Raw genomic sequence first — 21109 nt, forward strand, 5'->3', positions numbered from 1 at the left:
TAAAACAGATGGCTATCAGATTTAAGGCGCGGGTGCTCCTGGAATTGGGCGCAGAGCTCATCAGTTCGGACCCGATTGCACTTTACGAACTCGTCAAGAACTCTTTGGACGCTAAGGCCGCCAGAGTGGAGGTTCGTGTCACCGTCGTGCTTGGGCGAACGGAATTCCTGCGGGTGCGTAGCCAACTGTCTCAACGTCAGAATCGCTCTATAAAAAAAGGGAGCGTCACGAGACACACTTTCGATGAGGTGCGGGATATTCTTGTCGGCTCATTCGAGGATTCCGCGTCCGATGAATTGAAGCAGCAGTTTCTTGATGAGATGGAGAAAGAAACGGAGGATGATTGGACTGGTCGCTTGGATGCTGTTTATGCACAGAGCAATTCAATCCAGATCCTCGACAACGGCTCGGGCATGTCGTTTGAGGATCTTTCTTCTGTTTACCTGACTATTGGTACGCCAAACCGTCTTTTCGAAAAGCAGCAGGCACCTTCGGCAACTAACCCGGCGACGACTGTTCTTGGCGAGAAGGGTATTGGCCGACTGTCGGCCATGCGGTTAGGCGACTTATTGGCGGTACGGAGCACGCAGTCAGGCAGCACGAACTGGAGTGCTCTCAACATCGACTGGTCCATTCTCCGCAGAAATCCCGATTTGGATATAGAGGATTTTCATGTTGATCCGGAGGTTGGTGATCGCAAGCGGGATCAGTCGGTCAGAGGGACATCGATTACTATCCGCGGACTGTCGAGTGACTGGGACTATGCGAAGCTCGTCGGTCTTGTGCAGACAGACTTTGCCAAGCTGGTGGATCCGTTCCGGGTAGATATGCCGCGACCAGATATCCGTTTGTGGTTCAATGACCAGCGGGTGGTCACGCCGGCGTTCCAGCTGTCCAAGCTGACTTTTGCTCACGCCGTATGTAAAGCGTCGCTGTCTTATCGGCCAGTCGAGTTCGATGGTGACGTGGTGCTGGACGACGATGGCCAAGTAGAACTGGAGCCCGTGCTGACGGGTACGGTCGAATATAAGCTCTATGGACGATCCAAACGGTTTGAGCTTCGGGGTGCTCATTTGTACAGTGCGTTAGCCGTCAAACCTGGTCGAAAGAAAGTGAAGGCCAATACGCAGCTCTTGCTAAGTGCGAATGTCCGGCAAGGCGTGATGGATCTCGGTCCGTTCGAGATGGAGGCGTACTGGTACAACAGGCAACGACTCCGCAATGACAAGACGCCCGATCTGCCGGAGTTGCTTTCTTGGCTGTCATCTTGGGGCGGCGGCTTGCTGCTCTACCGGGATGGATTTCGCGTGTACCCCTATGCCGAAGTACGTGATGACTGGCTCGATCTTGATGGCCTTGCGTTAGGCAGCTCAGGCTACAAGATGAATCGCAAGCAGCTTGTCGGCGCCGTGCGCATCAGTACAGCGAAAAATCCGTTTCTGCAGGACCAGACCAATCGAGAAGGGTTACGCGACAGCGACGAGAAGAGCGCATTAATTCATCTGTTGCGGCATACTCTGCTTACCGAATTCAAGACATTTCTCGATAGTTGCGAGGCTGACGTTACCGAGTCAGCTGTGAAAGAGTTTCCTCGGTTGGATAAGCGATTTGATGAGGCGCAACGTGATGCAGTTGAAAAGGCGAAGCGTCTGCGGACCCGTGTTGCGAAAGAGGATGTCGCAGTTGTAAACGGGCTCCTAGATCGCATGCAGGACATAGCGCTGGCGTGGGAGCGTGCCAAGCTCGCCGTGAAGAACTACGAAAACGAGATGGACCAATATGTTCATCTCGCTGGCGTTGGGTTGATGACGGAATTCGTGTTCCATGAGCTGGGCCGTATCAGTACGAACGCGCTCAAGACACTGGGTGAATATAAGGGAACTGGGCCAGAGCGGGCGCAGATGCGCACACTTAGGGAGCAGTTGAAAAGCCTCGACAAGCGCATCCGGATCTTGGATCCGCTCTCGACACCTGGTCGTCAACGCAAGGAGCCGGTCGATTTGACGAGAGTGCTTGAGGAAATCGTGGAGGCTCATCAGGCCCAATTCGAGCGGCATGGAGTCAAAGCGGAAATTACCTTTCGGGGCGCTAGAGAACCACTGACCATCAATGTGGTAAGAGGGCAACTGATCCAGATATTCGAGAATTTCATTGCAAATTCAGTCTATTGGCTCAAGCAGGAAATGATGCTGCGCGTGTTCGAGCCGAAGATAAGCATCGTCGTAGATACTCGGAACCGACAGGTCGAAGTGATAGACAATGGTCCGGGTATTTCCGCCGAACGCGGCGAAGAAGTTTTTGATGCATTTGTATCGACCAAGCCGCCTGGAGAGGGGCGGGGGCTCGGCTTGTTCATTGCCCGCAAATTGGCCGACTATAATGGCCTGACGATCGAGCTGCTTGAGCCGGGCAGTGACAGACGACATCACGGATTTACCGTGGGGTTCGGGGAAGCAAAATGACTGTTGCAACATTACTCAAAGAAAATGAAGTGGCGCAGGTGCTCGTTGTCGACGATGCTTTTGGTGCGCCAACGCCAAAGCTGATTTCTCCGGAAAGCATTACGCTATTCAGCGAATCGTTGCGCGATGATGTCACCCGCGTTGATTTGCTCGGAAAGTTGGTCGCGTTGCCTGATCAGTTCGATCCGGGGCGAACTGATACGCTACAGATCCTGATCGACAACGAGGAAGTTCTTACGTCTCTTTGGGGCGTCCACACTGAGACCGAGTGGGCGTGGCTTAACGATGGCCTTTTCAAAAGCTTCTTGGAAACCAAGGGCCCGATGCTTGGTACGTTGATACCTTTACAGGATTACATTGACTCACTGGGCATCGCGCGGCACGAGTTCGACTCCATTGATTTCGAAAACCCCGAGCTTTTGCTGTACAAGATAATCTTCTTGGATTTTTACCTCGAAGGCGAAAATGGTCCGGAAAATGCTTATGCGAGAGCATCGAGGCTGCAGGAGGCCCTGCTTCGGCAAGCTGAGATGGGGACTCTGGAAAGTTACCCGACCATCGTGCTGATGTCTTCGCGAAAAGAGGCGGAGCGCTTGTCGGTGGAGTTCAAGAATCGAACAGGTTTGCGTGGGGATTTTTTCCGATTTGTCGACAAGGATGAGAACATCGCACGAAATGTGCAAACAGCGCTGGAAGATGTTCTGCCGCGGCGAAAAACAGCACTGGGCTTTGTGATGGTGCTGGACCAGTATTGGCTAGCTGCACGTCGGTCAGCCGATATTGTTCGAGAGTCGCTGCTCAAGGTGGAACCCTCGGAACTGGCGTTGCTGCATCATGCAGCCTTAGTCGCTGAGCGGGAACCGATGTGCGATTATCTTTCGTGGCTCACCGCGGCGTACCAATACCACCTGTTGCTGGGTGATCCGAAGCTGAAAGAGGCTAGTGTCAACTTTCCCGCCACTGTCGAAAGCCTTCGACCGCCCGGTGCCATTCCTCCCACGTCCCGGTTATCGGATATGTATCTGCGTGCCTCCTTCCAGCAGGAACTATCCGATCAGGTTCCGGAGTCCCTACAAGTTGCGGTGTCATTGGGAGATGTCTTTGCGGAAGAAAAAGACGGTAAGCCCGCATACGAGAAGTTTCTGATCGTGCTGGATCAGAGTTGTGACTTGCGTCATGGCTCGAAGGAGCGCGTCATCGTCGTCCGGGCGAACGATGTGAAAGCCGTGAATGACCTGACGACGGTTTTGTCGGCCAATATCCCAAGTGCGAGTCTGCTCCCATTGTTGATTAACGGTGAACGCAACGTCTATCAAGTGAATTGGCAGGTAACAGATCCAGACGTGGTTCCATTTGCGCATCTGAAATCGCGGACGGGTTTCCATCGGCTGGGGCGGCTGTCGCGACTGCCGGCCTTGGCTTTGCAGGAAAAGATGACCCAGAACGTCGGACGGGTGGGGTTGCCCGTGTCCCCTCCGGCTACCGTCCAGTATCACGCGAAGCTATTTTTGCGCGCAGAGAACGGGCAGGAGACTAGCATCGATGCACTTGGCAAACCTTGGGCCTCGATTATCGTCTTCGACGGACGGTTTGATAGCCGGAGGCCACGCTCCTCAAAACTCAGCTTTACTGAGAATTTTGCTAGTCTGATTCGCGAGACGCTCGGTGCAGCGCAGATCACCGATAACCAGCTTGCCGGAATCAAGCAGACCGTGGTGCAGCACGTTAGTGACCACGGTTACGTAGATATGGAGTACAAGCGGCACGATAAGCTGATAGCCGATGGGGTTGATGTCTGGCATGCCAACTCGCCGAATTCGCCCCAGCCCAAGGATGTCTATACCTCATTTACTGAAAAGGGGGTAAACGAGATTCTTGGTATGGGCAAGAAGCTAGTGGTTCTTCTCCAAGAATTTCGGGAGCGGACCACTCACTGAATCGTCACTTGCGTTGGGGGGTGAGTTCGTTCGCCGATGCGCTGCCGCTGTATCGCACCGCTGCATTACTGCACCGTTTCGGTGGCGACCTGTCGTGCGGCATGCTGACAGCCAGCGTGGTGCATGTTGGCACGGCGGTGTAGAGCCGCCTATCAATTTGACGCGCGTGATCACCTTCCCGCAGCGGAAACGCCTGGCTCGTCTCGCAGTATGTGCCCAAAGATGATCGACTTCGGGCAACTCTACGTGAAGTCGTCGGGCGCGGGTTGCGCGCTGGCCAAGGACATGGGTCGATATTGGTCGATGTGTCCCCATAAATCCTCCACGGTACCTGCGGGGAATTCAGAAAGTAAAAAGCCCAGCAGTGTATAGGCTGGGCTAAGTGCTTGAATTCCTTGGTGGGCGTGGTGACGCGAATACTCGACCTGCGGATTAAGAGTCCGCATGGCGAGCCGCGCCGATGTGCCGACAACGTGTAGGGCAGTCGCAATAAATTCGTCACGCGGTCGCAAAACTTTGGCGCCAGTCGCACATACTCTGGCGCCCTACGGCTACACTATGAGTTAAACATCAATATTCCCCGCCCGCAACGCATTCGACTCGATAAACGCCCGACGCGGCTCGACCTCATCCCCCATGAGGGTAGTAAAGATCCCATCCGCCGCGATCGCGTCTTCGATCTGCACGCGCAGCAGACGCCGCACGGTCGGATCCATGGTGGTTTCCCACAGCTGCTCGGGGTTCATCTCCCCCAACCCCTTATAGCGTTGCTTCGACACATTCCGCTCAGCATCGGCCAGCAGCCACTTCATCGCGCTCTTGAAGTCGGTCACGGCCATGCTGCGCTCACCGCGCTTGATCACCGCACCGGCCTGAATGAGCCCTTCGAACGTCTTGGCAGTAGTCACCAGCTGCTGATAATCCGCCGTATGCTGGAACTCTTCATCGATGACGGAAACGCGCACGTTCCCGTGATGCGCCCGCTCAACGCGCAGCGACCGCAGCTCCCGCACCGGATCATACGAAGGCACCACGCGCACTTCATTCTTCAGCGTCTCGTCATGCAGCGCCGCATGCAGAGCCTTGGCCGAAGCCTCCGTCGATTCCTCGCTGGAAAGATCGATGGAAACCCCGTCCATGATCGCCTCGAGCGCGGCCGGGTCATACAACCGGCTCAACCGCCCGATGACGCTCTGCGACAGCAGATACGACCGCGCCAGCTCGCCGAGCGCATCGCCTGAAATCGCCGCGCCGTTCTCGCTAGGCACCAACTCCGACCCTTGCAGCGCCAACCGCAGCATATGCGCGTTGAGTTCCGCGTCGTCCTTCAGATACCGCTCGTCCTTGCCGGCCTTGATCTTGTAAAGCGGCGGCTGCGCGATATACACGTACCCGCGCTCGACCATCTCCGGCATCTGCCGATAGAAGAACGTGAGCAGCAGCGTCCGGATGTGCGCACCGTCGACGTCCGCGTCGGTCATGATGATGATGCGGTGATAGCGGAGCTTGTCGAGGTTGTAATCGTCCTTGCCGATGCCGCACCCGAGCGCGGTCACGAGCGTGACGATCTGTTCCGACGACAGCAGCTTGTCGTAGCGCGCCTTCTCGACGTTGAGCACCTTACCGCGCAGCGGCAGAATCGCCTGGAACTTGCGATCACGGCCTTGCTTGGCCGAGCCGCCTGCCGAGTCACCCTCGACGATGTAGATTTCGCACTTCGCCGGATCCTTCTCCTGGCAGTCCGCGAGCTTGCCCGGCAGGCCGACGCCGTCGAGCACGCCCTTGCGGCGCGTCATCTCGCGCGCCTTCCGGGCAGCATCCCGCGCCCGCGCAGCTTCGACGATCTTCCCGCAGATGATCTTCGCGTCGGTCGGCGTTTCGAGCAGGAATTCTTCGAGCGCCTTCGCGACGACTTCCTCGACCGGCGCCCGCACTTCGGACGAAACCAGCTTGTCCTTGGTCTGCGAGCTGAACTTCGGCTCCGGCACCTTCACGGACAGCACGCACGACAGCCCTTCGCGCATGTCGTCGCCGGTCGTCTCGACCTTCGCCTTCTTCGCGATTTCGTTGTCGGTGATGTACTTGTTGATGACGCGCGTCATCGCCGCGCGCAGGCCGGTCAAGTGCGTGCCGCCGTCGCGCTGCGGAATGTTGTTCGTGAAGCACAGCACGTTTTCGTTGTAGCTGTCGTTCCACTGCATCGCGACTTCGACGCCCACGCCGTCCTTCTCGCCGTTGGCGAAGAACACGGTCGGGTGCAGGTTGGTCTTCGTCTTGTTGATGTACTCGACGAAGCCCTTCACACCGCCGGCGAACGCGAAATCGTCTTCCTTGCCCGAACGCAGGTCGGTAAGACGAATCCGCACGCCGTTGTTCAGGAACGAGAGCTCGCGCATCCGCTTCGCGAGGATGTCGTAGTGATACTCGACGGTCCCGAAGATCGTCGGATCGGCCATGAAATGCACTTCGGTGCCGCGGTTCTCGGTGTCGCCGGTGACGAGCATCGGCGACACTTCGACGCCATCGACCTGCTCGAGCACACGATCCTGTGCGATGCCGCGATGGAACTCCATGAAGTGCTTCTTGCCGTTGCGGCGCACGGTGAGCCGCAACCAGCTCGACAGGGCGTTCACGCACGACACGCCCACGCCGTGCAGCCCGCCCGACACCTTGTAGCTGTTCTGGTCGAACTTGCCGCCCGCATGCAGCTCGGTCATCACGATCTCGGCGGCGCTGCGCTTCGGCTCGTGCTTGTCGTTCATCTTCACGTCGGTCGGAATCCCGCGGCCGTTGTCGGTCACGGAAATCGAGTTGTCGGCGTGAATCGTCACGTGGATGTCGTTGCAGTACCCGGCCAGCGCTTCGTCGATCGAGTTGTCGAGCACCTCGAACACGAGGTGGTGCAGACCGGTGCCGTCCGACGTGTCGCCGATGTACATCCCGGGGCGCTTGCGCACCGCTTCCAGACCTTCGAGGATCTGGATCGACGAGGCGCCGTAGCTGCTGTTATCGGGTTGCGTATTGTGCTGTTCACTCATGGATATCTTCCGGTTCTGCGAGGCCACTCTCGTGGCGGCGCGGTGCGTTTCAGCGAGGAGAAATCGCCGGCCGCTCCAGTTTCCTGGCTCGCCCCCGGCGCCCAAAAGACGCCAAAGGGACGGGTTGTCGGTTCGCCATAAAAACGCCAAAGGGGCTTGCCGCCCCCTGGTGTGTATCGCGATGTCGAGCGCGTCAGATGCGCATCGGCATCACGACATACTTGAATTCGTCGTTCTCGGGCACGGTGATCAGCGCGCTCGAGCTGGCGTCGCCGAGGCTCACCTGCACGGTGTCGACCTTCAGGTTCGCGAGCACGTCGAGCAGATACGTGACGTTGAAGCCGATGTCGACGGTGTCGCCCTGGTACGCGATTTCGAGTTCTTCCTGCGCCTCTTCCTGATCGGCGTTGGTCGACATGATCTTCAACTGGCCCGGCGCGATGATGCAGCGCACGCCCTTGAACTTGTCCGAGGTCAGGATCGCCGCGCGTTGCAGCGAACGCTGCAGCTCTTCACGGCCGATCTCGAACGTGTTCTTGTGCGCCTTCGGGATCACGCGCTGGAAGTCGGGGAACTTGCCCTCGACCAGCTTCGACACGAGCTCGACGCCGCCGAACGTGAACTTCGCCTGCGTCTGCGCGATGTCGATGGTGACGGTGTCGTCGATGTCCTCGAGCAGGCGCTGCAGCTCGAGAATCGTCTTGCGCGGCACGATCACTTCCTGGCGGCCGAACGTGCCGCCTTCGATCTTCATCGACGAGAACGCGAGGCGGTGGCCGTCGGTGGCCACGGCCATCAGCTGGTCGCCGTCGACGACGAGCAGCATGCCGTTCAGGTAGTAGCGGATGTCCTGCTGCGCCATCGCGAAGTGCACCATGCCGAGCAGCTGGCGGAACGACTTCTGCGGGACGCTCAGGCTCGCGGCGAAATCCTTGGCCTGCGCAACGGTCGGGAACTCGTCCGCGGCGAGCGTCTGCAGCGCGAAGCGGCTCTTGCCGGACTGGACGGTCAGCCGCTTGTCGGCGAGCGACAGCGTGACCTGGCCGTCAGGCATCGCGCGCAGGATGTCCAGCAGCTTGCGGGCCGCGACCGTGGTCGCCACCTGGTCGCCGCCGACGCCGAAATCGGCGCGCGTGGTGATCTGCAGCTCCAGGTCGGTCGACAGGAAAGAAACGTCCGGGCCGTTCTTGGTGATCAGCAGGTTGGCGAGGATCGGCAACGTATGGCGGCGTTCGACGATGCCGCTGACCGTTTGCAGCGGCCTGAGGAGGGTGTCTCGTTCGGTCTTGACCAGTTGCATAGAGTTCCTTCGTTGAGTAACGGCCTGCAGCGCAGCAGCCTCGCAGCGCCCCGCCAGCCGGGCTCTTGGCCCGCCGCCGCCGGGGCGGTCAAACCTGTATTGTGCCTCAAAACCGAACCGCCCCAATTAAATTGGGGCGGAGGCCGAATTATCAAGTGCGCGCGGCGCTCAGCCCTTCAGCGTCTGCTCCAGCACGTGCAGCTCGTGGTTCAGCTGCGCGTCCTTGCCGCGCTCGTCGGCGATCTTGCGCACCGCGTGCAGCACGGTGGTGTGATCGCGCCCGCCGAACAGCTCGCCGATCTCGGGCAGGCTCTTCTGCGTCAGCTCCTTCGCCAGGTACATCGCGATCTGCCGCGGCCGCGCGATGTTCGCGGGACGCTTCTTCGAATACATGTCGGCGACCTTGATGTTGTAGAAGTCGGCGACGGTCTTCTGGATGTTCTCCACCGAAATCTGCCGGTTCTGCACGGTCAGCAGGTCCTTCAGCGCTTCCTTGGTCAGCTCGATCGAGATCTCGCGGCCGTGGAACTTCGAATACGCGAGGATCTTGCGCAACGCGCCTTCGAGCTCGCGCACGTTCGAGCGCAGATGCTTCGCCACGAAGAACGCGACGTCCTCCGACAGGTTCACGCCCTCGGACTGCGCCTTGCGCATCAGGATCGCGACGCGCATTTCCAGCTCGGGCGGCTCGATCGCGACGGTGAGGCCCGAGTCGAAGCGCGAGATCAGGCGATCGTCGATGCCCGAGATCTCCTTCGGATACGTGTCGCTGGTGATGATCACCTGCGCCTTGTTCGCGACCAGCGCCTCGAACGCGTAGAAGAATTCCTCCTGCGTGCGCGACTTGCCGGAGAAGAACTGGATATCGTCGATCAGCAGCAGGTCGAGCGAGTGGTAGTAGCGCTTGAAGTCGTCGAACGCCTTGCGCTGATACGCCTTCACGACGTCGGACACGTATTGCTCGGCGTGGATGTAGCGGATCCGCGCGCCGGCCTTGTCGAGCAGCAGCTGGTTGCCGATCGCATGGATCAGATGGGTCTTGCCGAGGCCGACGCCGCCGTACAGGAACAGCGGGTTGTACGAGATTCCCGGGTTGTGCGCGACCTGGATCGCGGCGGCGCGCGCGAGCTGGTTCGCCTTACCGGTCACGAAGTTGTCGAACGTGAGCACCGGGTTCAGCTTCGAGCGCTCGTACATCGAATCGGCTTCGGCGCCGTTTGCCGGCGCGGCGCCGGGGCCCGGGCGCCAAGTGCGGCGGCCGGCCGCCGCTTCGTGCGCGGGCAGGCTCGGCAGGTCGATGTCGGCGTCGTCGCCGTGCAGGTGGTGTGCGGCGGCCGCCGACGGCGTCAGCGGCACGTCGGCCGGCGCGCTCGGCGCGGCCGATGCATGTGCGGTCAGGTTTGCGGCAATCGCGGCGACCGCCGCGGCGGGGCCGTTCGGCGTGAGCGGCATGCGCGGCGCGGCCGGAGCGACGCCCGCGGGCGCGCCGCGCATGCCGGCCTTCGGATCGAGGACGAACTGGACTTCGATCGGCGTATTCCAGAATTCACGGGCCAGATCGGCGATGCGGCCCGAAAACTGGCTCTTGACCCAGTCCAGCTTGAAGCGGTTCGGCGCGGCGATGGACAGCGTGTTCGCCGACGCATCGAAGGCCACCGGGGCCAAGGGTTTGATCCACGTCACGTACTGCTGGGGCGTCAGCTCGCGCTCCAGCAGTGCGGAACAGTGTTGCCAGAAATCGTTCATCAAGTAGCTGTCGTTTTTTGCGTGCACAGGGCAGCTCGCCGGCGCCCTTGTCGCGGTCGCGTGACAAGGCCCGAAGCGGTCGTGCGAGCGTGCGTCGGGCGCCTGCGTCACAGTGGCGGACGGGCAGGCGAACACCGAAGCGGCGTGCGGGATTCTTGGAGATAAGGCGAGATTCTAACGCCAAACGCAGCCACAGCGGGACTTATCCACAGGCTGCGGCTGTGGGGTGTGGGGCCGGATCGGAACGGGCCGGCACAGGCGGACGACTCGTAAAGTATTGACCGTCAAGAGAAAAACGGTTTAAATAACGGGTTCCGCGAAAACCAATCCTGTATTCCCGGCGATTGCGTTCGCCCGAATGCCTACGGTTAAGGGCACGCGGTCCCCTGAATTTCGACATTCTCGAACAAGTGAGAACATCATGAAACGTACTTACCAACCGTCCGTGACGCGCCGCAAGCGCACCCATGGCTTCCGTGTCCGCATGAAGACTGCAGGCGGCCGCAAGGTCATCAACGCTCGCCGCGCGAAGGGCCGCAAGCGCCTCGCCATCTAAGGCAGGTTGCGCGCTGTGTCCGCCGTCCGCAGTGCCGCGGAAGGTGCCGTCGAGCCGGGTGCGAATCCGTCGCAGACGAAAGCCGCCTTCCCGAAAGCTGCGCGACTTCTGAAAACGGATGAATTTTCATCCGTTTTTCGTTTGCGCCCCTGGCGGCGCTCCGCGCACTTCGTGATCTACGGCAAGCCGACCGGCCAGCCCGCCCGTCTGGGGCTCGTCATCGGCAAGAAGTATGCGCCGCGTGCAGTGACCCGCAACCTCGTGAAGCGGCTGGCGCGCGACGCGTTTCGCCTGCGCCGGGCCGAATTCGCCGGCTACGACCTGCTGCTGCGGCAGCACACGCGCTTCGACAAGAAAGCGCTGCCGAGCGCGGCGTCCGCCCCGCTCGCGGCGATGTGCGCGGCCGAAATCCGCGAGCTGCTCGACAGGGCGGCCCGGGAGATCGCGCGCCGGGCGTCGAAGCCCGCGTCCGAGTGACGCATCCGTCCGTGGTGCGGCGTGCGCGCCCGCCCGGCCGGTTTTGACGCGGCGTCTCACGGCGCCGCCCAAGGTATGAAAACGGTATTGATCGCGTTGCTGCGCTTCTACAAGGTTGCCGTGAGCCCGATGCTCGGCGACCGCTGCCGTTTTTATCCTTCCTGTTCGGATTACGCGCGCGAGGCAATCCAGTATCATGGCGCCGCGCGCGGCACGTATCTCGCCGTCAGGCGCGTGTGCCGATGCCATCCGTTTTCCGCGGGCGGCATCGACCTCGTCCCGCCGCCCAACTCCGACATTCGCGCTCGCGGCGAAGCCGACGCGCGGTCCCATCGACTCTGAGACAACGCATGGATATCAAACGCACCGTCCTATGGGTGATCTTCTTCATGTCAGCTGTCATGCTGTACGACAACTGGCAGCGCGACCATGGACGCCCGTCGATGTTCTTCCCGAGCGCCACGCAGACGGCCCCCGCGGCCGCGAGCGGCGCATCGGGCACGGGCGCGACGACGACCGCAGGTGAAGCGCCCGCCGCCGCAGCCGGCGCCGCGCCGGCGACGACGGCACCGGCCGCGCAGGCGCAGCTCGTGAAGTTCTCGACCGACGTGTACGACGGCGAAATCGACACGCGCGGCGGCACGCTCGCGAAGCTCACGCTGAAGAAGCAGGGCGACGGCAAGCAGCCGGACCTGTACATCACGCTGTTCGATCACACGGCCGGCCACACGTATCTGGCGCGCACGGGCCTGCTCGGCGGCGACTTCCCGAACCACAACGACGTCTACACGCAGCTGAATCCGGGCGCGACGTCGCTGACGGGCGACCAGAACACGCTGAAGCTGTCGTTCGAGTCGCCGGTGAAGGGCGGCGTGAAGGTCGTGAAGACCTACACGTTCACGCGCGGCAGCTACGTGATCGGCGTCGACACCAAGATCGACAACGTCGGCACCGCGCCGGTCACGCCGACGGTCTACATGGAGCTGGTGCGCGACAACACGGCGGTCGAAACGCCGATGTTCTCGCATACGTTCCTCGGGCCGGCGGTCTACACGGACGCGAAGCACTTCCAGAAGATCAACTTCAGCGACCTCGACAAGAACAAGGCCGACTACGTGAACTCCGCCGACAACGGCTGGGTCGCGATGGTGCAGCACTACTTCGCCTCGGCATGGATTCCGCAGCAGGGCGTGAAGCGCGACATCTACGCTGAGAAAATCGACCCGTCGCTGTATCGCGTCGGCGTGAAGCAGCCGGTGGCCGCGATCGCGCCGGGCCGGTCGGCCGACGTGCAGGCGCGCCTGTTCGCCGGTCCGGAAGAAGAGCGCATGCTCGAAGGCATCGCGCCGGGCCTGGAGCTGGTGAAGGACTACGGCTGGGTGACGATCATCGCGAAGCCGCTGTTCTGGCTGCTCGAGAAGATCCACGGCGTGGTCGGCAACTGGGGCTGGGCGATCGTGCTGCTGACGATCCTGATCAAGGCCGTGTTCTTCCCGCTGTCGGCCGCGAGCTACAAGTCGATGGCGCGCATGAAGGAAATCACGCCGCGCATGCAGGCGCTGCGCGAACGCTTCAAGAGCGATCCGCAGAAGATGAACGCCGCGCTGATGGAGCTGTACAAGACCGAGAAGGTGAATCCGTTCGGCGGCTGCCTGCCGGTCGTGATCCAGATCCCGGTGTTCATCTCGCTGTACTGGGTGCTGCTCGCGTCGGTCGAAATGCGCGGCGCGCCGTGGATTCTGTGGATTCACGACCTGTCGCAGCGCGATCCGTTCTTCATCCTGCCGGTGCTGATGGCCGTGTCGATGTACGTGCAGACGAGCCTGAACCCGACGCCGCCGGACCCGGTCCAGGCGAAGATGATGAAGTTCATGCCGATCGCGTTCTCGGTGATGTTCTTCTTCTTCCCGGCCGGCCTGGTGCTGTACTACGTCGTGAACAACGTGCTGTCGATCGCGCAGCAGTACTACATCACGCGCAAGCTCGGCGGCGTAAAGAAGAAGCCGGCCTGAGGCCCGTTGCACGCGCGGGCGGTCCGGCCGCTCGCGATGCACGTAAAAAAACCGCATGGAGCGATCCATGCGGTTTTTTGTTTTGGGCGCGGCCGCTGCCGGTTCGGCTGCTGACGTTCAGGCCTTTTTCGCGTCGGCTTTCGCATCGCCGCCGTAGAACTGCTCGATCAGTTCCTGAACGAGGTAGCGCTGATGCGGCGCCAGCGCCTCGATCTTCGACGCGAGTTCGATCGTCTCTGCAGTCGGCGGATAGCGCTCGTCGCGCGGTAGCGGTTGTGGCGTCGCGTGCTCGTTCAGGCTCGGCGACGGGCCGTAGTGCAGCCAATGCAGTTCGACGCGCAACCAATTGGCCAGCGTTTCGAGTTTGTCCGGCGTGGGAATCGTGCGGCCCGTCAGCCACTTGTGCGCGGTTTGCGGCGAAACCGGCTGCTCGCCGCGGTGGCGCAGATTGAAGCGGTTGGCGAGTTCCGTCGCGCCAGTGACCTTCTCCGGGCTGCGCCGCAGGGCGAATTTCAGGCGTTCCGAGAACGCAGCTTTTTCTTCGGGTGTCGGCATGGGGTGATTGTGCAATTCCCCTGTTGCTTATCAGACAACCGCACGGGCTAAACATAGCCTGTTCAGACGAATCCCATCCTGTCGACGTATGCGCAATGGAATTGGGGACCCGAGCGTTCGCCCGTTCTGGTGGGCAGACGTGTCCGAAACAAGCAGGCTAGGTCAGGCTGTGTTGGTACTCGACTTATCCCTGGCGGGATAAATTCGGCCGAGTTCGAGGCCCACGCAACGGGCGGTGGCATGAGGGCCGGCACGCTACAATGCCGGCGTCCTGCTGCCCAAAGTGTTGTACGGGCGCAGCATTCACCGTCCGCTCACCAGATTCATCCGACTCCCATGCTCGCTACCGATTCCGATCCGATCGTCGCCATTGCCACTGCCGCCGGCCGGGGCGGCATCGGCGTCGTCCGCGTGTCGTTCGGGCGCGGCGGCGAGGCGGCCGCGCAGGCGTTGAGCGACGCGTTGTGCGGGCAGCGGCTCGCGCCGCGCCACGCGAGCTACGTGCCGTTCGTCGACGCGCATGGCGCGCCGCTCGACCGCGGGATCGCGCTGTATTTCCCCGCGCCGCATTCGTACACCGGCGAGCATGTGCTCGAGCTGCAAGGTCATGGCGGGCCGATCGTGATGCAGCTGCTGTTGCAGCGTTGCCTCGATGCCGGCCGCGGCTTCGGGCTGCGGCTCGCGGAGCCGGGCGAATTCACGCGTCGCGCGTTCCTGAACGACAAGCTGGACCTCGCGCAGGCCGAGGCCGTCGCCGATCTGATCGAAGCGAGTACCGAGGCGGCGGCGCGCTCGGCGGGCCGCTCGCTCGACGGCGCGTTCTCGCGGCAGATCCATGCGCTGGTCGAAGACGTGATCACGCTGCGGATGCTCGTCGAGGCGACGCTCGATTTCCCGGAAGAGGAAATCGACTTCCTCGAGGCGGCCGATGCGCGCGGCAAGCTCGCGAAGATCCGCGAGCAGCTCGCGCACGTGCTCGGCGACGCGCGGCAGGGCGCGCTGCTGCGCGAGGGCCTGTCGGTGGTGCTCGCGGGGCAGCCGAACGTCGGCAAGTCGTCGCTGCTGAACGCGCTCGCCGGCGCGGAGCTGGCGATCGTCACGCCGATCGCGGGCACGACGCGCGACAAGGTCGCGCAGACGATTCAGGTCGAGGGGATTCCGCTGCACATCATCGATACGGCCGGCTTGCGCGAGACCGAAGACGAAGTCGAGCGGATCGGCATCGCGCGCACGTGGAGCGAGATCGAGCGCGCCGACGTCGTGCTGCATCTGCTCGATTCGCGTACGGGGATGACGCCGGAGGACGAGACGATCGCCGCGCGTTTTCCGGACGGCGTGCCGGTCGTGCGCGTGTTGAACAAGACCGACCTGACCGGCGTGCCCGCGTGCGTCGAGCATCCGGCGGCGGCAGGCGATCTGACGGAAGTGCATCTGTCGGCCAAGCGCGGCGACGGCATCGACATGCTGCGCGCGGAACTGCTGCGGATCGCCGGATGGCAGGCGGGCGCCGAAGGCGTCTATCTGGCGCGCGAGCGGCATCTGATCGCGCTGCGCGCGGCGCAGGAACATCTGGCGCAGGCGGCCGATCACGCGGAGCAGCGCGCGCAGTCGCTGGATTTGTTCGCGGAGGAGTTGCGGCTCGCGCAGGAGCAGCTCAATGCGATTACGGGGGAATTTACGTCGGACGATCTGCTGGGGGTGATTTTCAGCAGGTTTTGTATCGGCAAGTGACCGGTTCCGAGGCCGGCTGCTGCGAGCCAATCGCCGGCCTCGGCCCGCCGCGCCGCTCAGGTCCGCCGCGAAGCGGCCGGACCTTCACGCAATCAATCCCAATGACGATGGTGATGGTAATACCCGTCACCGTAATACCCGCCACCATCAGGCACCACGATGCAGCCGCTCAACAGCACGGCTACACCGGCAATCAGCAAAAGGGTTTTCTTCATCGTGCTCACCTGCGCGGATTCGAGATGAATCGAGCATAGCGAGCGCGGTCGGCACCGGCTGTAAGCGATCGTTTCGCCGAACCGCAATCGGTAACGGCGGATTATTCCGGTCACATTGACCGTAACAACTGCGATTCCTCCGACGTTTTCACCCCATCACCACGCAGTTGCGCCCCGCATCCTTCGCGCGGTACAGCGCGCCGTCGGCGGCTTCGATCAACGCATCGGGTGTCGACAGTTCATCGGCCGACACGGTCGCGCAGCCGATGCTGACGCTCACGCGGCCCGTCGGCGACGAGGGCATCGGCAGGTCGAGCCGCAGCACGGCTTCGCGTGCTTCGTCGGCCACGATGCGCGCCCCGCGCGCGCCGGTGTTCGGCAGCACGATCGCGAACTCTTCGCCGCCGTAGCGCGCGACGATGTCGGCCGGCCGCCGCACCGCGCCCGCCAGCGCCTGCGCGACCGCGATCAGGCACGCATCGCCCTTCACGTGACCGAACGCGTCGTTGTATGCCTTGAAGTGATCGACGTCGACCATCAGCAGCGACAACGGCTCGCTCTGCCGCCGCGCCTGCAGAAACAGCGTATGAAAATGATCGTTGAAGTGACTGCGGTTGAACGCGCCCGTCAGCCCGTCGCGTGCCGATGAGCGCACGAGCGTCGTGTGGGCCTCGAACAGCTGCTGATACAGCTTCGTCACTTCCCAGGCGAGCACGCAGACCAGCACGCCGGGCGTGAACATGCTGAACACGCGCGCGAGATACCAGCCGACCGTGAAGCGATGAGTCGTCAGCAGATTCAGCGTCGTGTCGGTGACGCAGGCGAGCATGGCGATCGCGAGCCACAGGTCGAGCGTGGTGCGCAACCGGCCGGCCGCCAGCACCGTCACCAGCGCGAGCGCATTGGCGATCCACACCGCGAGCCCGATGCCGTTCACGGGCAGCAATGCGGCGGCGTCCGGCGGTTGCAGCGCGGGCGGCAACGCCACGTTCAGCGCGAGCACACCGAGCAGCGCCGCCGCGACGGCCGGTCCGCCGACCAGGACGAGCGCCCACAGGCGCGTCTGCGCCGCGCCGACGGGCACGCGCGTGAACCGCTCGCGCGCGACCAGCGCGGCCATCACGAAGCACGGGAAGCCGGTGTGCCAGAAGACCCACATCCACGCGGCGCTTTGCGGGCGCGCGCCGAGCAGGCCATGCGGCGCGAACACGCCGGGGAAGGTGAGCAGCTGCAGCGCGACGGCCAATGCGGTGAACGCGTAAGCGCCGCCGAGCGCACCGAGCACGGGCTGGCGCGTGACGGTGAATTGGGCGCCGAGGAAGAACGCCGCGATGCTCGCGGTGGTGAACACGGTGAGCGCGCACATCGGCATGAACGGCTCGACGGCCGGCAGCGCGACGTTCGCCTGCGGCACGGCGATCGCGAGCGCGAGCACGATGACGAGCGCCGTCAGTGCGCCGAACCACAGCTGACGGCCCGTCGTATGCTGGATCAGGATGCCATCCATCGCGCCCCCTGCGCTCTCGTGCCGGAACGCCCGGCTCGATGCCGGGCGCGGCCATGCATCCGGCCGCGGTGCGACGGGTGCGGCCCCGATCCTATCGCGTTATTGGTGCGCGCTCAAACGCCCAGGCCCGGCCCGTAGTTGCCGGCGACCAGACGGGTGACTTCGTCGACGCTCGCGTAGTCCTGTTCCGGGAGGCCATCCAGCATCGACAGCACTTCGTTGCTCGCGCCGGCGTCGCGCGCGGCGTCGACGAGCGCATCCTTGTTCGCCGGGTAGCGAACGGTCGCGAGCACGTCGGCGATCTGCAGGTCGATCGCTTCGGCGGGGATATCGTGGGAAGGCAGAACAGGTTTGTCGTTCACAGCGGAGTCTCGTGGGTTGAGCGGCAATGGGTGGTCATGAGGGCACGGCAACGGCGCCCGCATCGCTGCGGCCGACCGGCAGCCGGACGCAAACCGCACGGCGAGCGATTCAATGGCCGCGCCGTACGCGACGCCACGGATGTTTCCAGTCGATGTGCGGCGCGTTCTCGTCGCGCGGATGCTGGCGCCGGTGTTCCTGCCACAGTTCATCGGAGAACAGCGCGGCCACGATCACGAGTGGCAGTACGAGGAAGATGCCGAGTATGACTTGCTCGATCACGATAGCCTCCGTGCGGTGGCAGGAACCGTCCTTTCCATTCTAGGCTCTGAGCTTCACCCGCGGTCAACTTCTTACAGTGCGGAACGCGGCGTTAGAACGTCGCGTCTCAGCGGCGTTTCGCGCGTACGCGGGCATCGAAAAGGAAACCAACATGCAACTCCAGAACGACAAGCACACGCTCGCGCTACGGCCGCTCGAGCGCCAGGATCTGCGCTTCGTACACGAATTGAACAACGACGCGAAGATCATGCGCTACTGGTTCGAGGAACCGTACGAAACCTTCTCCGAACTGTCGCAGCTGTACGATCGCCACGTGCACGATCAGCGCGAACGGCGTTTCGTCGCGGTCGATGCGCGGGACGACCTGGTCGGCCTCGTCGAGCTGATCGAGCTCGACTACATCCACCGCCGCGGCGAATTCCAGATCATCATCGCACCGCAATGCCAGGGCCGCGGGTACGCGGGGCAGGCCACGCGGCTTGCGATCGAATATGCATTCAAGGTGCTGAACCTGCGCAAGCTGTACCTGATCGTCGATACGTCGAATGCGGCGGCGATTCACGTGTACGAGAAATGCGGATTCCAGCACGAAGCGGAATTGAGGGAAGAATTTTTCGGAAACGGGTCTTATCACAACGCGTTTCGGATGTGCATCTTCCAGCGGGACTATTTCGAACGGCAGCCGGCCGACTGAATAACCTATGGTAAAAGCGAAAATGCGCGGGGGCGGATGGCCGGCAATGGACCGTCTGCGCATGCGGGAAAATACGGATAAATACGCGCGCGCTTATAGCTGGCATTTTTCTTGTTAGCGGATTTTGTGCTGCGGCAATGCGGTAAATTCATATCGTTGTCCGCGACTTTATGTGCGTTGCACCAATCAGGTCGCGCGACTGAAATGAATTATCCAAACCGTTCAGGCGGCACGGCGTAATTCAGCTGAAAGGGTTGCTGGATAACGCTGCAGGCGGGGCGCCGCGGCGTCGCGTGCCGTACCGGATAATCCGGCACCCGGCCGCGGACCGCCAAAAATCAGGTGTGTGCCGGGTGCGACAATCCGCCGCTATTGCGATCGCACAACAAATGTGCTTGCTATCGCTTTCCGGTCTTCTAAAGTGAAAAACGCGGGTGTGCGATCACCTTTAAACACATAGCTAAACCAGGCTGGCGCCCGCAAGCATGGAGACAGAACATGATGAAGCGAACCGGTATTCTTTTTGCGGTCGTCGGCGCATTTTGCGCGGTGTCGGTGGCTCAGGCCGGCGGCGATTCGGCCGTCAAGCCGACGCAGGAAATCCAGCTGACGAAGAATGCATGGGGTTGCCTGTCGAAGGACAATCTGGACTCCGTACTGAGCCACGAGCGTGACGGCCAGTCGCAGGCGAAGCAGCAGTACTTCGACGACTACCGTTGCCTGTCGGTGCCCGAAGGCCAGCGTTTCCGCGTGGTGTCGGTCGACCAGGGCGACGTGCAGTTCGTCAGCGCCGAGAACAGCGATCAGCAAGGCCTCTGGACCGACTCGCGCTTCGTCAAGCAGTAACCGCACGCGTTCCTCTCGCACCCGCACGCCGGCGCCGCAGCGTCGGCGGCGCGGCTCGACTACGGCCCGGTTCCCGCCGGGCCGTCGTGCTGTGACGCTGCCGCCCGGCGACGCACGCCGCGCATTCGGTATCATCACGACCCGACCGAACCGAATGCCCGCCCGGGCCGCATCCGCATGGCGCTGAAATCCACGATCTACAAAGCCGAACTGCAAATCGCCGACATGGATCGGCATTACTACGCCGATCACGCGTTGACGGTGGCCCGTCACCCGTCGGAGACCGACGAGCGGATGATGGTGCGCATCGTCGCGTTCGCGCTGTTCGCGCACGAGCGCCTCGAATTCTGCAAGGGGCTGTCGGACGTCGACGAACCGGACCTGTGGCAGAAGGACCTCACGGGCGCGATCGACGTATGGATCGAGGCCGGCCAGCCGGACGAGCGGCGCATCGCGAAGGCGGCGGGCCGCGCCGGCCAGGTCACGGTGATCGCGTATGGCGGCAAGACCTCGGACATCTGGTGGCAAGGCGTGCGCAGCAAGGTCGAACGGCTGCGCAACGTGCAGGTGCTGTCGCTCGACGACGGTGTCGCGGCAGCGCTCGGGCGCCTCGCGGAGCGCACGATGCGCCTGCAGTGCACGGTGCAGGACGGCGCCGCCTGGATCTCGAGCGCCGACCACGATCCCATCGCCGTCGAATGGACGGTGCTGAAGGCGCGCGGCGACGCGTGACGGCCGACGCCTAGCCGTGGGCGGGAGGCGGCCCCTTGAACTCGAGCATGTTGCCTTCGGGATCGAACAGATAGATCGACGGCCCGTAGCCGCCGGCGCCGTAGCGTTCGGCCGGCGTGCCGGGGCGCGCGCCATGCGCGGCGAAATGCTCGATCAGCGCGTCGGGGTCGAACGGCTCGACGCGCAGGCACAGATGGTCGAGATTGCGGCCGGTGCCGGGCGGGCCGCTGTCGGGCCGGTCGATCGGGCCGCCGACCGACAGCAGGTCGATCAAGGCATCGCCGGCGCGTAGCTGCACGAGGCCGAGATCGGGTTGTTCCTTCTCCACGTGGCAGCCGAGGGCGTCGCAGTAAAAGCGCGTCATGGCGGCCATGTCGGCCACGCGCAGCACGACGTGATCGATCGCGCGGATGGTCGGTTTCATGAGCGGGCACTCCTTCGCGAATGGCGTGCACCGAGTGTAGACCGCGCCCACGACGGCTGCCGGCGCGCGGCCCGATCGCCGGACGAAAAAAAGCCCGCTCACGCAATGCGGAGCGGGCTTAATCCATATCAGGAGGAGACATGGAGGAGACAGTTCCAACTATACACACGGTCATGGTGCGTTGCAATATTCCGAGTGCAAAAAACCGTCAGGACGGCGATTTGTCGCAGCCGCA

Annotated in this window: 19 protein-coding genes and 1 pseudogene; 11 read left to right on the plus strand and 9 right to left on the minus strand. The window is 62.5% G+C overall.

Annotated features, from left to right (window positions below):
- Positions 1 to 8: 8 nt before the first annotated feature.
- The 3 genes and pseudogenes from AK36_RS13690 to AK36_RS34735 all read left to right on the plus strand — a co-directional run.
- Positions 9 to 2462: a sensor histidine kinase gene (locus tag AK36_RS13690; RefSeq protein ID WP_080938675.1), complete on the plus strand. Its 2454-nt coding sequence runs from the start codon at positions 9 to 11 to the stop codon at positions 2460 to 2462.
- Complete coding sequence (locus tag AK36_RS13695) at positions 2459 to 4399, plus strand: hypothetical protein (RefSeq protein WP_045578672.1); 1941 nt, start codon at positions 2459 to 2461, stop codon at positions 4397 to 4399. Before AK36_RS13690 ends, AK36_RS13695 begins: the two co-directional genes overlap by 4 nt.
- Positions 4386 to 4565 (plus strand): annotated as a pseudogene (locus tag AK36_RS34735) (IS66 family transposase); the annotation flags it as partial. The gene AK36_RS13695 and the pseudogene AK36_RS34735, both read left to right, overlap by 14 nt.
- 397 nt (positions 4566 to 4962) lie before the next feature.
- Here the strand turns inward: AK36_RS34735 and gyrB are convergent.
- The 3 genes from gyrB to dnaA all read right to left on the minus strand — a co-directional run bounded on the left by gyrB (position 4963) and on the right by dnaA (position 10483).
- Complete coding sequence (gene gyrB / locus AK36_RS13700; protein WP_011882717.1) at positions 4963 to 7437, minus strand: DNA topoisomerase (ATP-hydrolyzing) subunit B; 2475 nt, start codon at positions 7435 to 7437, stop codon at positions 4963 to 4965.
- Between the two features lie 193 nt (positions 7438 to 7630).
- A complete protein-coding gene (gene dnaN, locus AK36_RS13705; RefSeq protein ID WP_011882716.1) occupies positions 7631 to 8737 on the minus strand; it encodes a DNA polymerase III subunit beta in 1107 nt (368 codons plus the stop codon).
- A gap of 168 nt (positions 8738 to 8905) precedes the next feature.
- The gene (gene dnaA, locus AK36_RS13710; RefSeq protein ID WP_011882715.1) at positions 8906 to 10483 is read right to left on the minus strand and encodes a chromosomal replication initiator protein DnaA; all 1578 of its coding nucleotides are present in this window, start codon (positions 10481 to 10483) and stop codon (positions 8906 to 8908) included.
- A gap of 421 nt (positions 10484 to 10904) precedes the next feature.
- Here dnaA and rpmH point away from each other — a divergent pair, with 421 nt between their 5' ends.
- The 4 genes from rpmH (at position 10905) to yidC (ending at position 13528) form a co-directional block, all read left to right on the plus strand.
- On the plus strand, positions 10905 to 11039 hold the full coding sequence (gene rpmH, locus AK36_RS13715) for a 50S ribosomal protein L34 (protein WP_004198824.1): 135 nt from the start codon (positions 10905 to 10907) through the stop codon (positions 11037 to 11039).
- A gap of 15 nt (positions 11040 to 11054) precedes the next feature.
- Positions 11055 to 11516, plus strand: a complete 462-nt coding sequence (gene rnpA, locus AK36_RS13720; protein WP_011886458.1) for a ribonuclease P protein component — start codon at positions 11055 to 11057, stop codon at positions 11514 to 11516.
- Positions 11517 to 11591: 75 nt separating this feature from the next.
- Positions 11592 to 11858, plus strand: coding sequence for a membrane protein insertion efficiency factor YidD (gene yidD / locus AK36_RS13725; RefSeq protein WP_011886457.1), 267 nt, complete (start codon positions 11592 to 11594; stop codon positions 11856 to 11858).
- A gap of 8 nt (positions 11859 to 11866) precedes the next feature.
- On the plus strand, positions 11867 to 13528 hold the full coding sequence (gene yidC / locus AK36_RS13730) for a membrane protein insertase YidC (RefSeq protein WP_045578673.1): 1662 nt from the start codon (positions 11867 to 11869) through the stop codon (positions 13526 to 13528).
- 117 nt (positions 13529 to 13645) lie between these two features.
- Here the strand turns inward: yidC and AK36_RS13735 are convergent, their stop codons facing one another.
- The gene (locus AK36_RS13735) at positions 13646 to 14083 is read right to left on the minus strand and encodes a transcriptional regulator (RefSeq protein WP_011886455.1); all 438 of its coding nucleotides are present in this window, start codon (positions 14081 to 14083) and stop codon (positions 13646 to 13648) included.
- Between the two features lie 336 nt (positions 14084 to 14419).
- Between AK36_RS13735 and mnmE the strand changes: the two genes are divergently transcribed.
- Positions 14420 to 15814: a tRNA uridine-5-carboxymethylaminomethyl(34) synthesis GTPase MnmE gene (gene mnmE / locus AK36_RS13740; RefSeq protein ID WP_014723892.1), complete on the plus strand. Its 1395-nt coding sequence runs from the start codon at positions 14420 to 14422 to the stop codon at positions 15812 to 15814.
- A 92-nt stretch (positions 15815 to 15906) separates the two neighbouring features.
- Here the strand turns inward: mnmE and AK36_RS34560 are convergent, their stop codons facing one another.
- The 4 genes from AK36_RS34560 to AK36_RS33970 all read right to left on the minus strand — a co-directional run bounded on the left by AK36_RS34560 (position 15907) and on the right by AK36_RS33970 (position 18178).
- A complete protein-coding gene (locus AK36_RS34560; RefSeq protein WP_256976788.1) occupies positions 15907 to 16029 on the minus strand; it encodes a hypothetical protein in 123 nt (40 codons plus the stop codon).
- 148 nt (positions 16030 to 16177) lie between these two features.
- On the minus strand, positions 16178 to 17536 hold the full coding sequence (locus AK36_RS13745; protein ID WP_045578674.1) for a sensor domain-containing diguanylate cyclase: 1359 nt from the start codon (positions 17534 to 17536) through the stop codon (positions 16178 to 16180).
- 113 nt (positions 17537 to 17649) lie between these two features.
- Positions 17650 to 17898, minus strand: a complete 249-nt coding sequence (locus AK36_RS13750) for a DUF2795 domain-containing protein (RefSeq protein WP_034192447.1) — start codon at positions 17896 to 17898, stop codon at positions 17650 to 17652.
- Between the two features lie 109 nt (positions 17899 to 18007).
- Positions 18008 to 18178 carry a hypothetical protein gene (locus AK36_RS33970; RefSeq protein ID WP_006489933.1) on the minus strand — a complete coding sequence of 57 codons (171 nt, stop codon included), beginning with the start codon at positions 18176 to 18178 and terminating at the stop codon, positions 18008 to 18010.
- 151 nt (positions 18179 to 18329) lie between these two features.
- Here AK36_RS33970 and speG point away from each other — a divergent pair, with 151 nt between their 5' ends.
- From speG to AK36_RS13770, 3 genes are all read left to right on the plus strand, one after another.
- Positions 18330 to 18872, plus strand: a complete 543-nt coding sequence (gene speG / locus AK36_RS13760) for a spermidine N1-acetyltransferase (protein ID WP_011886450.1) — start codon at positions 18330 to 18332, stop codon at positions 18870 to 18872.
- Positions 18873 to 19370: 498 nt separating this feature from the next.
- Positions 19371 to 19718: a surface attachment protein Sap1 gene (gene sap1, locus AK36_RS33820; RefSeq protein WP_011886449.1), complete on the plus strand. Its 348-nt coding sequence runs from the start codon at positions 19371 to 19373 to the stop codon at positions 19716 to 19718.
- A gap of 177 nt (positions 19719 to 19895) precedes the next feature.
- Positions 19896 to 20450 (plus strand): YaeQ family protein, encoded by a 555-nt coding sequence (locus AK36_RS13770; protein WP_014723888.1) that lies wholly within the window; start codon positions 19896 to 19898, stop codon positions 20448 to 20450.
- A gap of 10 nt (positions 20451 to 20460) precedes the next feature.
- Here AK36_RS13770 and AK36_RS13775 read toward each other — a convergent pair whose 3' ends face one another.
- On the minus strand, positions 20461 to 20874 hold the full coding sequence (locus AK36_RS13775; RefSeq protein WP_011886447.1) for a VOC family protein: 414 nt from the start codon (positions 20872 to 20874) through the stop codon (positions 20461 to 20463).
- Between the last annotated feature and the right edge of the window lie 235 nt (positions 20875 to 21109).

This window comes from Burkholderia vietnamiensis LMG 10929 (assembly GCF_000959445.1).
In the GTDB taxonomy this organism is placed as follows: Bacteria; Pseudomonadota; Gammaproteobacteria; order Burkholderiales; family Burkholderiaceae; genus Burkholderia; species Burkholderia vietnamiensis.

What these genes read in the sequence shown, in the direction of transcription:
- dnaN (WP_011882716.1), bottom strand. Translation starts at nt 8,737, where the DNA reads ATGCAACTGGTCAAGACCGAACGAGACACCCTCCTCAGGCCGCTGCAA.
- gyrB (WP_011882717.1), bottom strand. Translation starts at nt 7,437, where the DNA reads ATGAGTGAACAGCACAATACGCAACCCGATAACAGCAGCTACGGCGCC.
- dnaA (WP_011882715.1), bottom strand. Translation starts at nt 10,483, where the DNA reads ATGAACGATTTCTGGCAACACTGTTCCGCACTGCTGGAGCGCGAGCTG.
- AK36_RS13745 (WP_045578674.1), bottom strand. Translation starts at nt 17,536, where the DNA reads ATGGATGGCATCCTGATCCAGCATACGACGGGCCGTCAGCTGTGGTTC.
- AK36_RS13695 (WP_045578672.1), top strand. Translation starts at nt 2,459, where the DNA reads ATGACTGTTGCAACATTACTCAAAGAAAATGAAGTGGCGCAGGTGCTC.
- AK36_RS13735 (WP_011886455.1), bottom strand. Translation starts at nt 14,083, where the DNA reads ATGCCGACACCCGAAGAAAAAGCTGCGTTCTCGGAACGCCTGAAATTC.
- sap1 (WP_011886449.1), top strand. Translation starts at nt 19,371, where the DNA reads ATGATGAAGCGAACCGGTATTCTTTTTGCGGTCGTCGGCGCATTTTGC.
- mnmE (WP_014723892.1), top strand. Translation starts at nt 14,420, where the DNA reads ATGCTCGCTACCGATTCCGATCCGATCGTCGCCATTGCCACTGCCGCC.
- speG (WP_011886450.1), top strand. Translation starts at nt 18,330, where the DNA reads ATGCAACTCCAGAACGACAAGCACACGCTCGCGCTACGGCCGCTCGAG.
- AK36_RS34560 (WP_256976788.1), bottom strand. Translation starts at nt 16,029, where the DNA reads ATGAAGAAAACCCTTTTGCTGATTGCCGGTGTAGCCGTGCTGTTGAGC.
- AK36_RS13770 (WP_014723888.1), top strand. Translation starts at nt 19,896, where the DNA reads ATGGCGCTGAAATCCACGATCTACAAAGCCGAACTGCAAATCGCCGAC.
- yidC (WP_045578673.1), top strand. Translation starts at nt 11,867, where the DNA reads ATGGATATCAAACGCACCGTCCTATGGGTGATCTTCTTCATGTCAGCT.
- yidD (WP_011886457.1), top strand. Translation starts at nt 11,592, where the DNA reads ATGAAAACGGTATTGATCGCGTTGCTGCGCTTCTACAAGGTTGCCGTG.
- AK36_RS13775 (WP_011886447.1), bottom strand. Translation starts at nt 20,874, where the DNA reads ATGAAACCGACCATCCGCGCGATCGATCACGTCGTGCTGCGCGTGGCC.
- rpmH (WP_004198824.1), top strand. Translation starts at nt 10,905, where the DNA reads ATGAAACGTACTTACCAACCGTCCGTGACGCGCCGCAAGCGCACCCAT.
- AK36_RS13690 (WP_080938675.1), top strand. Translation starts at nt 9, where the DNA reads ATGGCTATCAGATTTAAGGCGCGGGTGCTCCTGGAATTGGGCGCAGAG.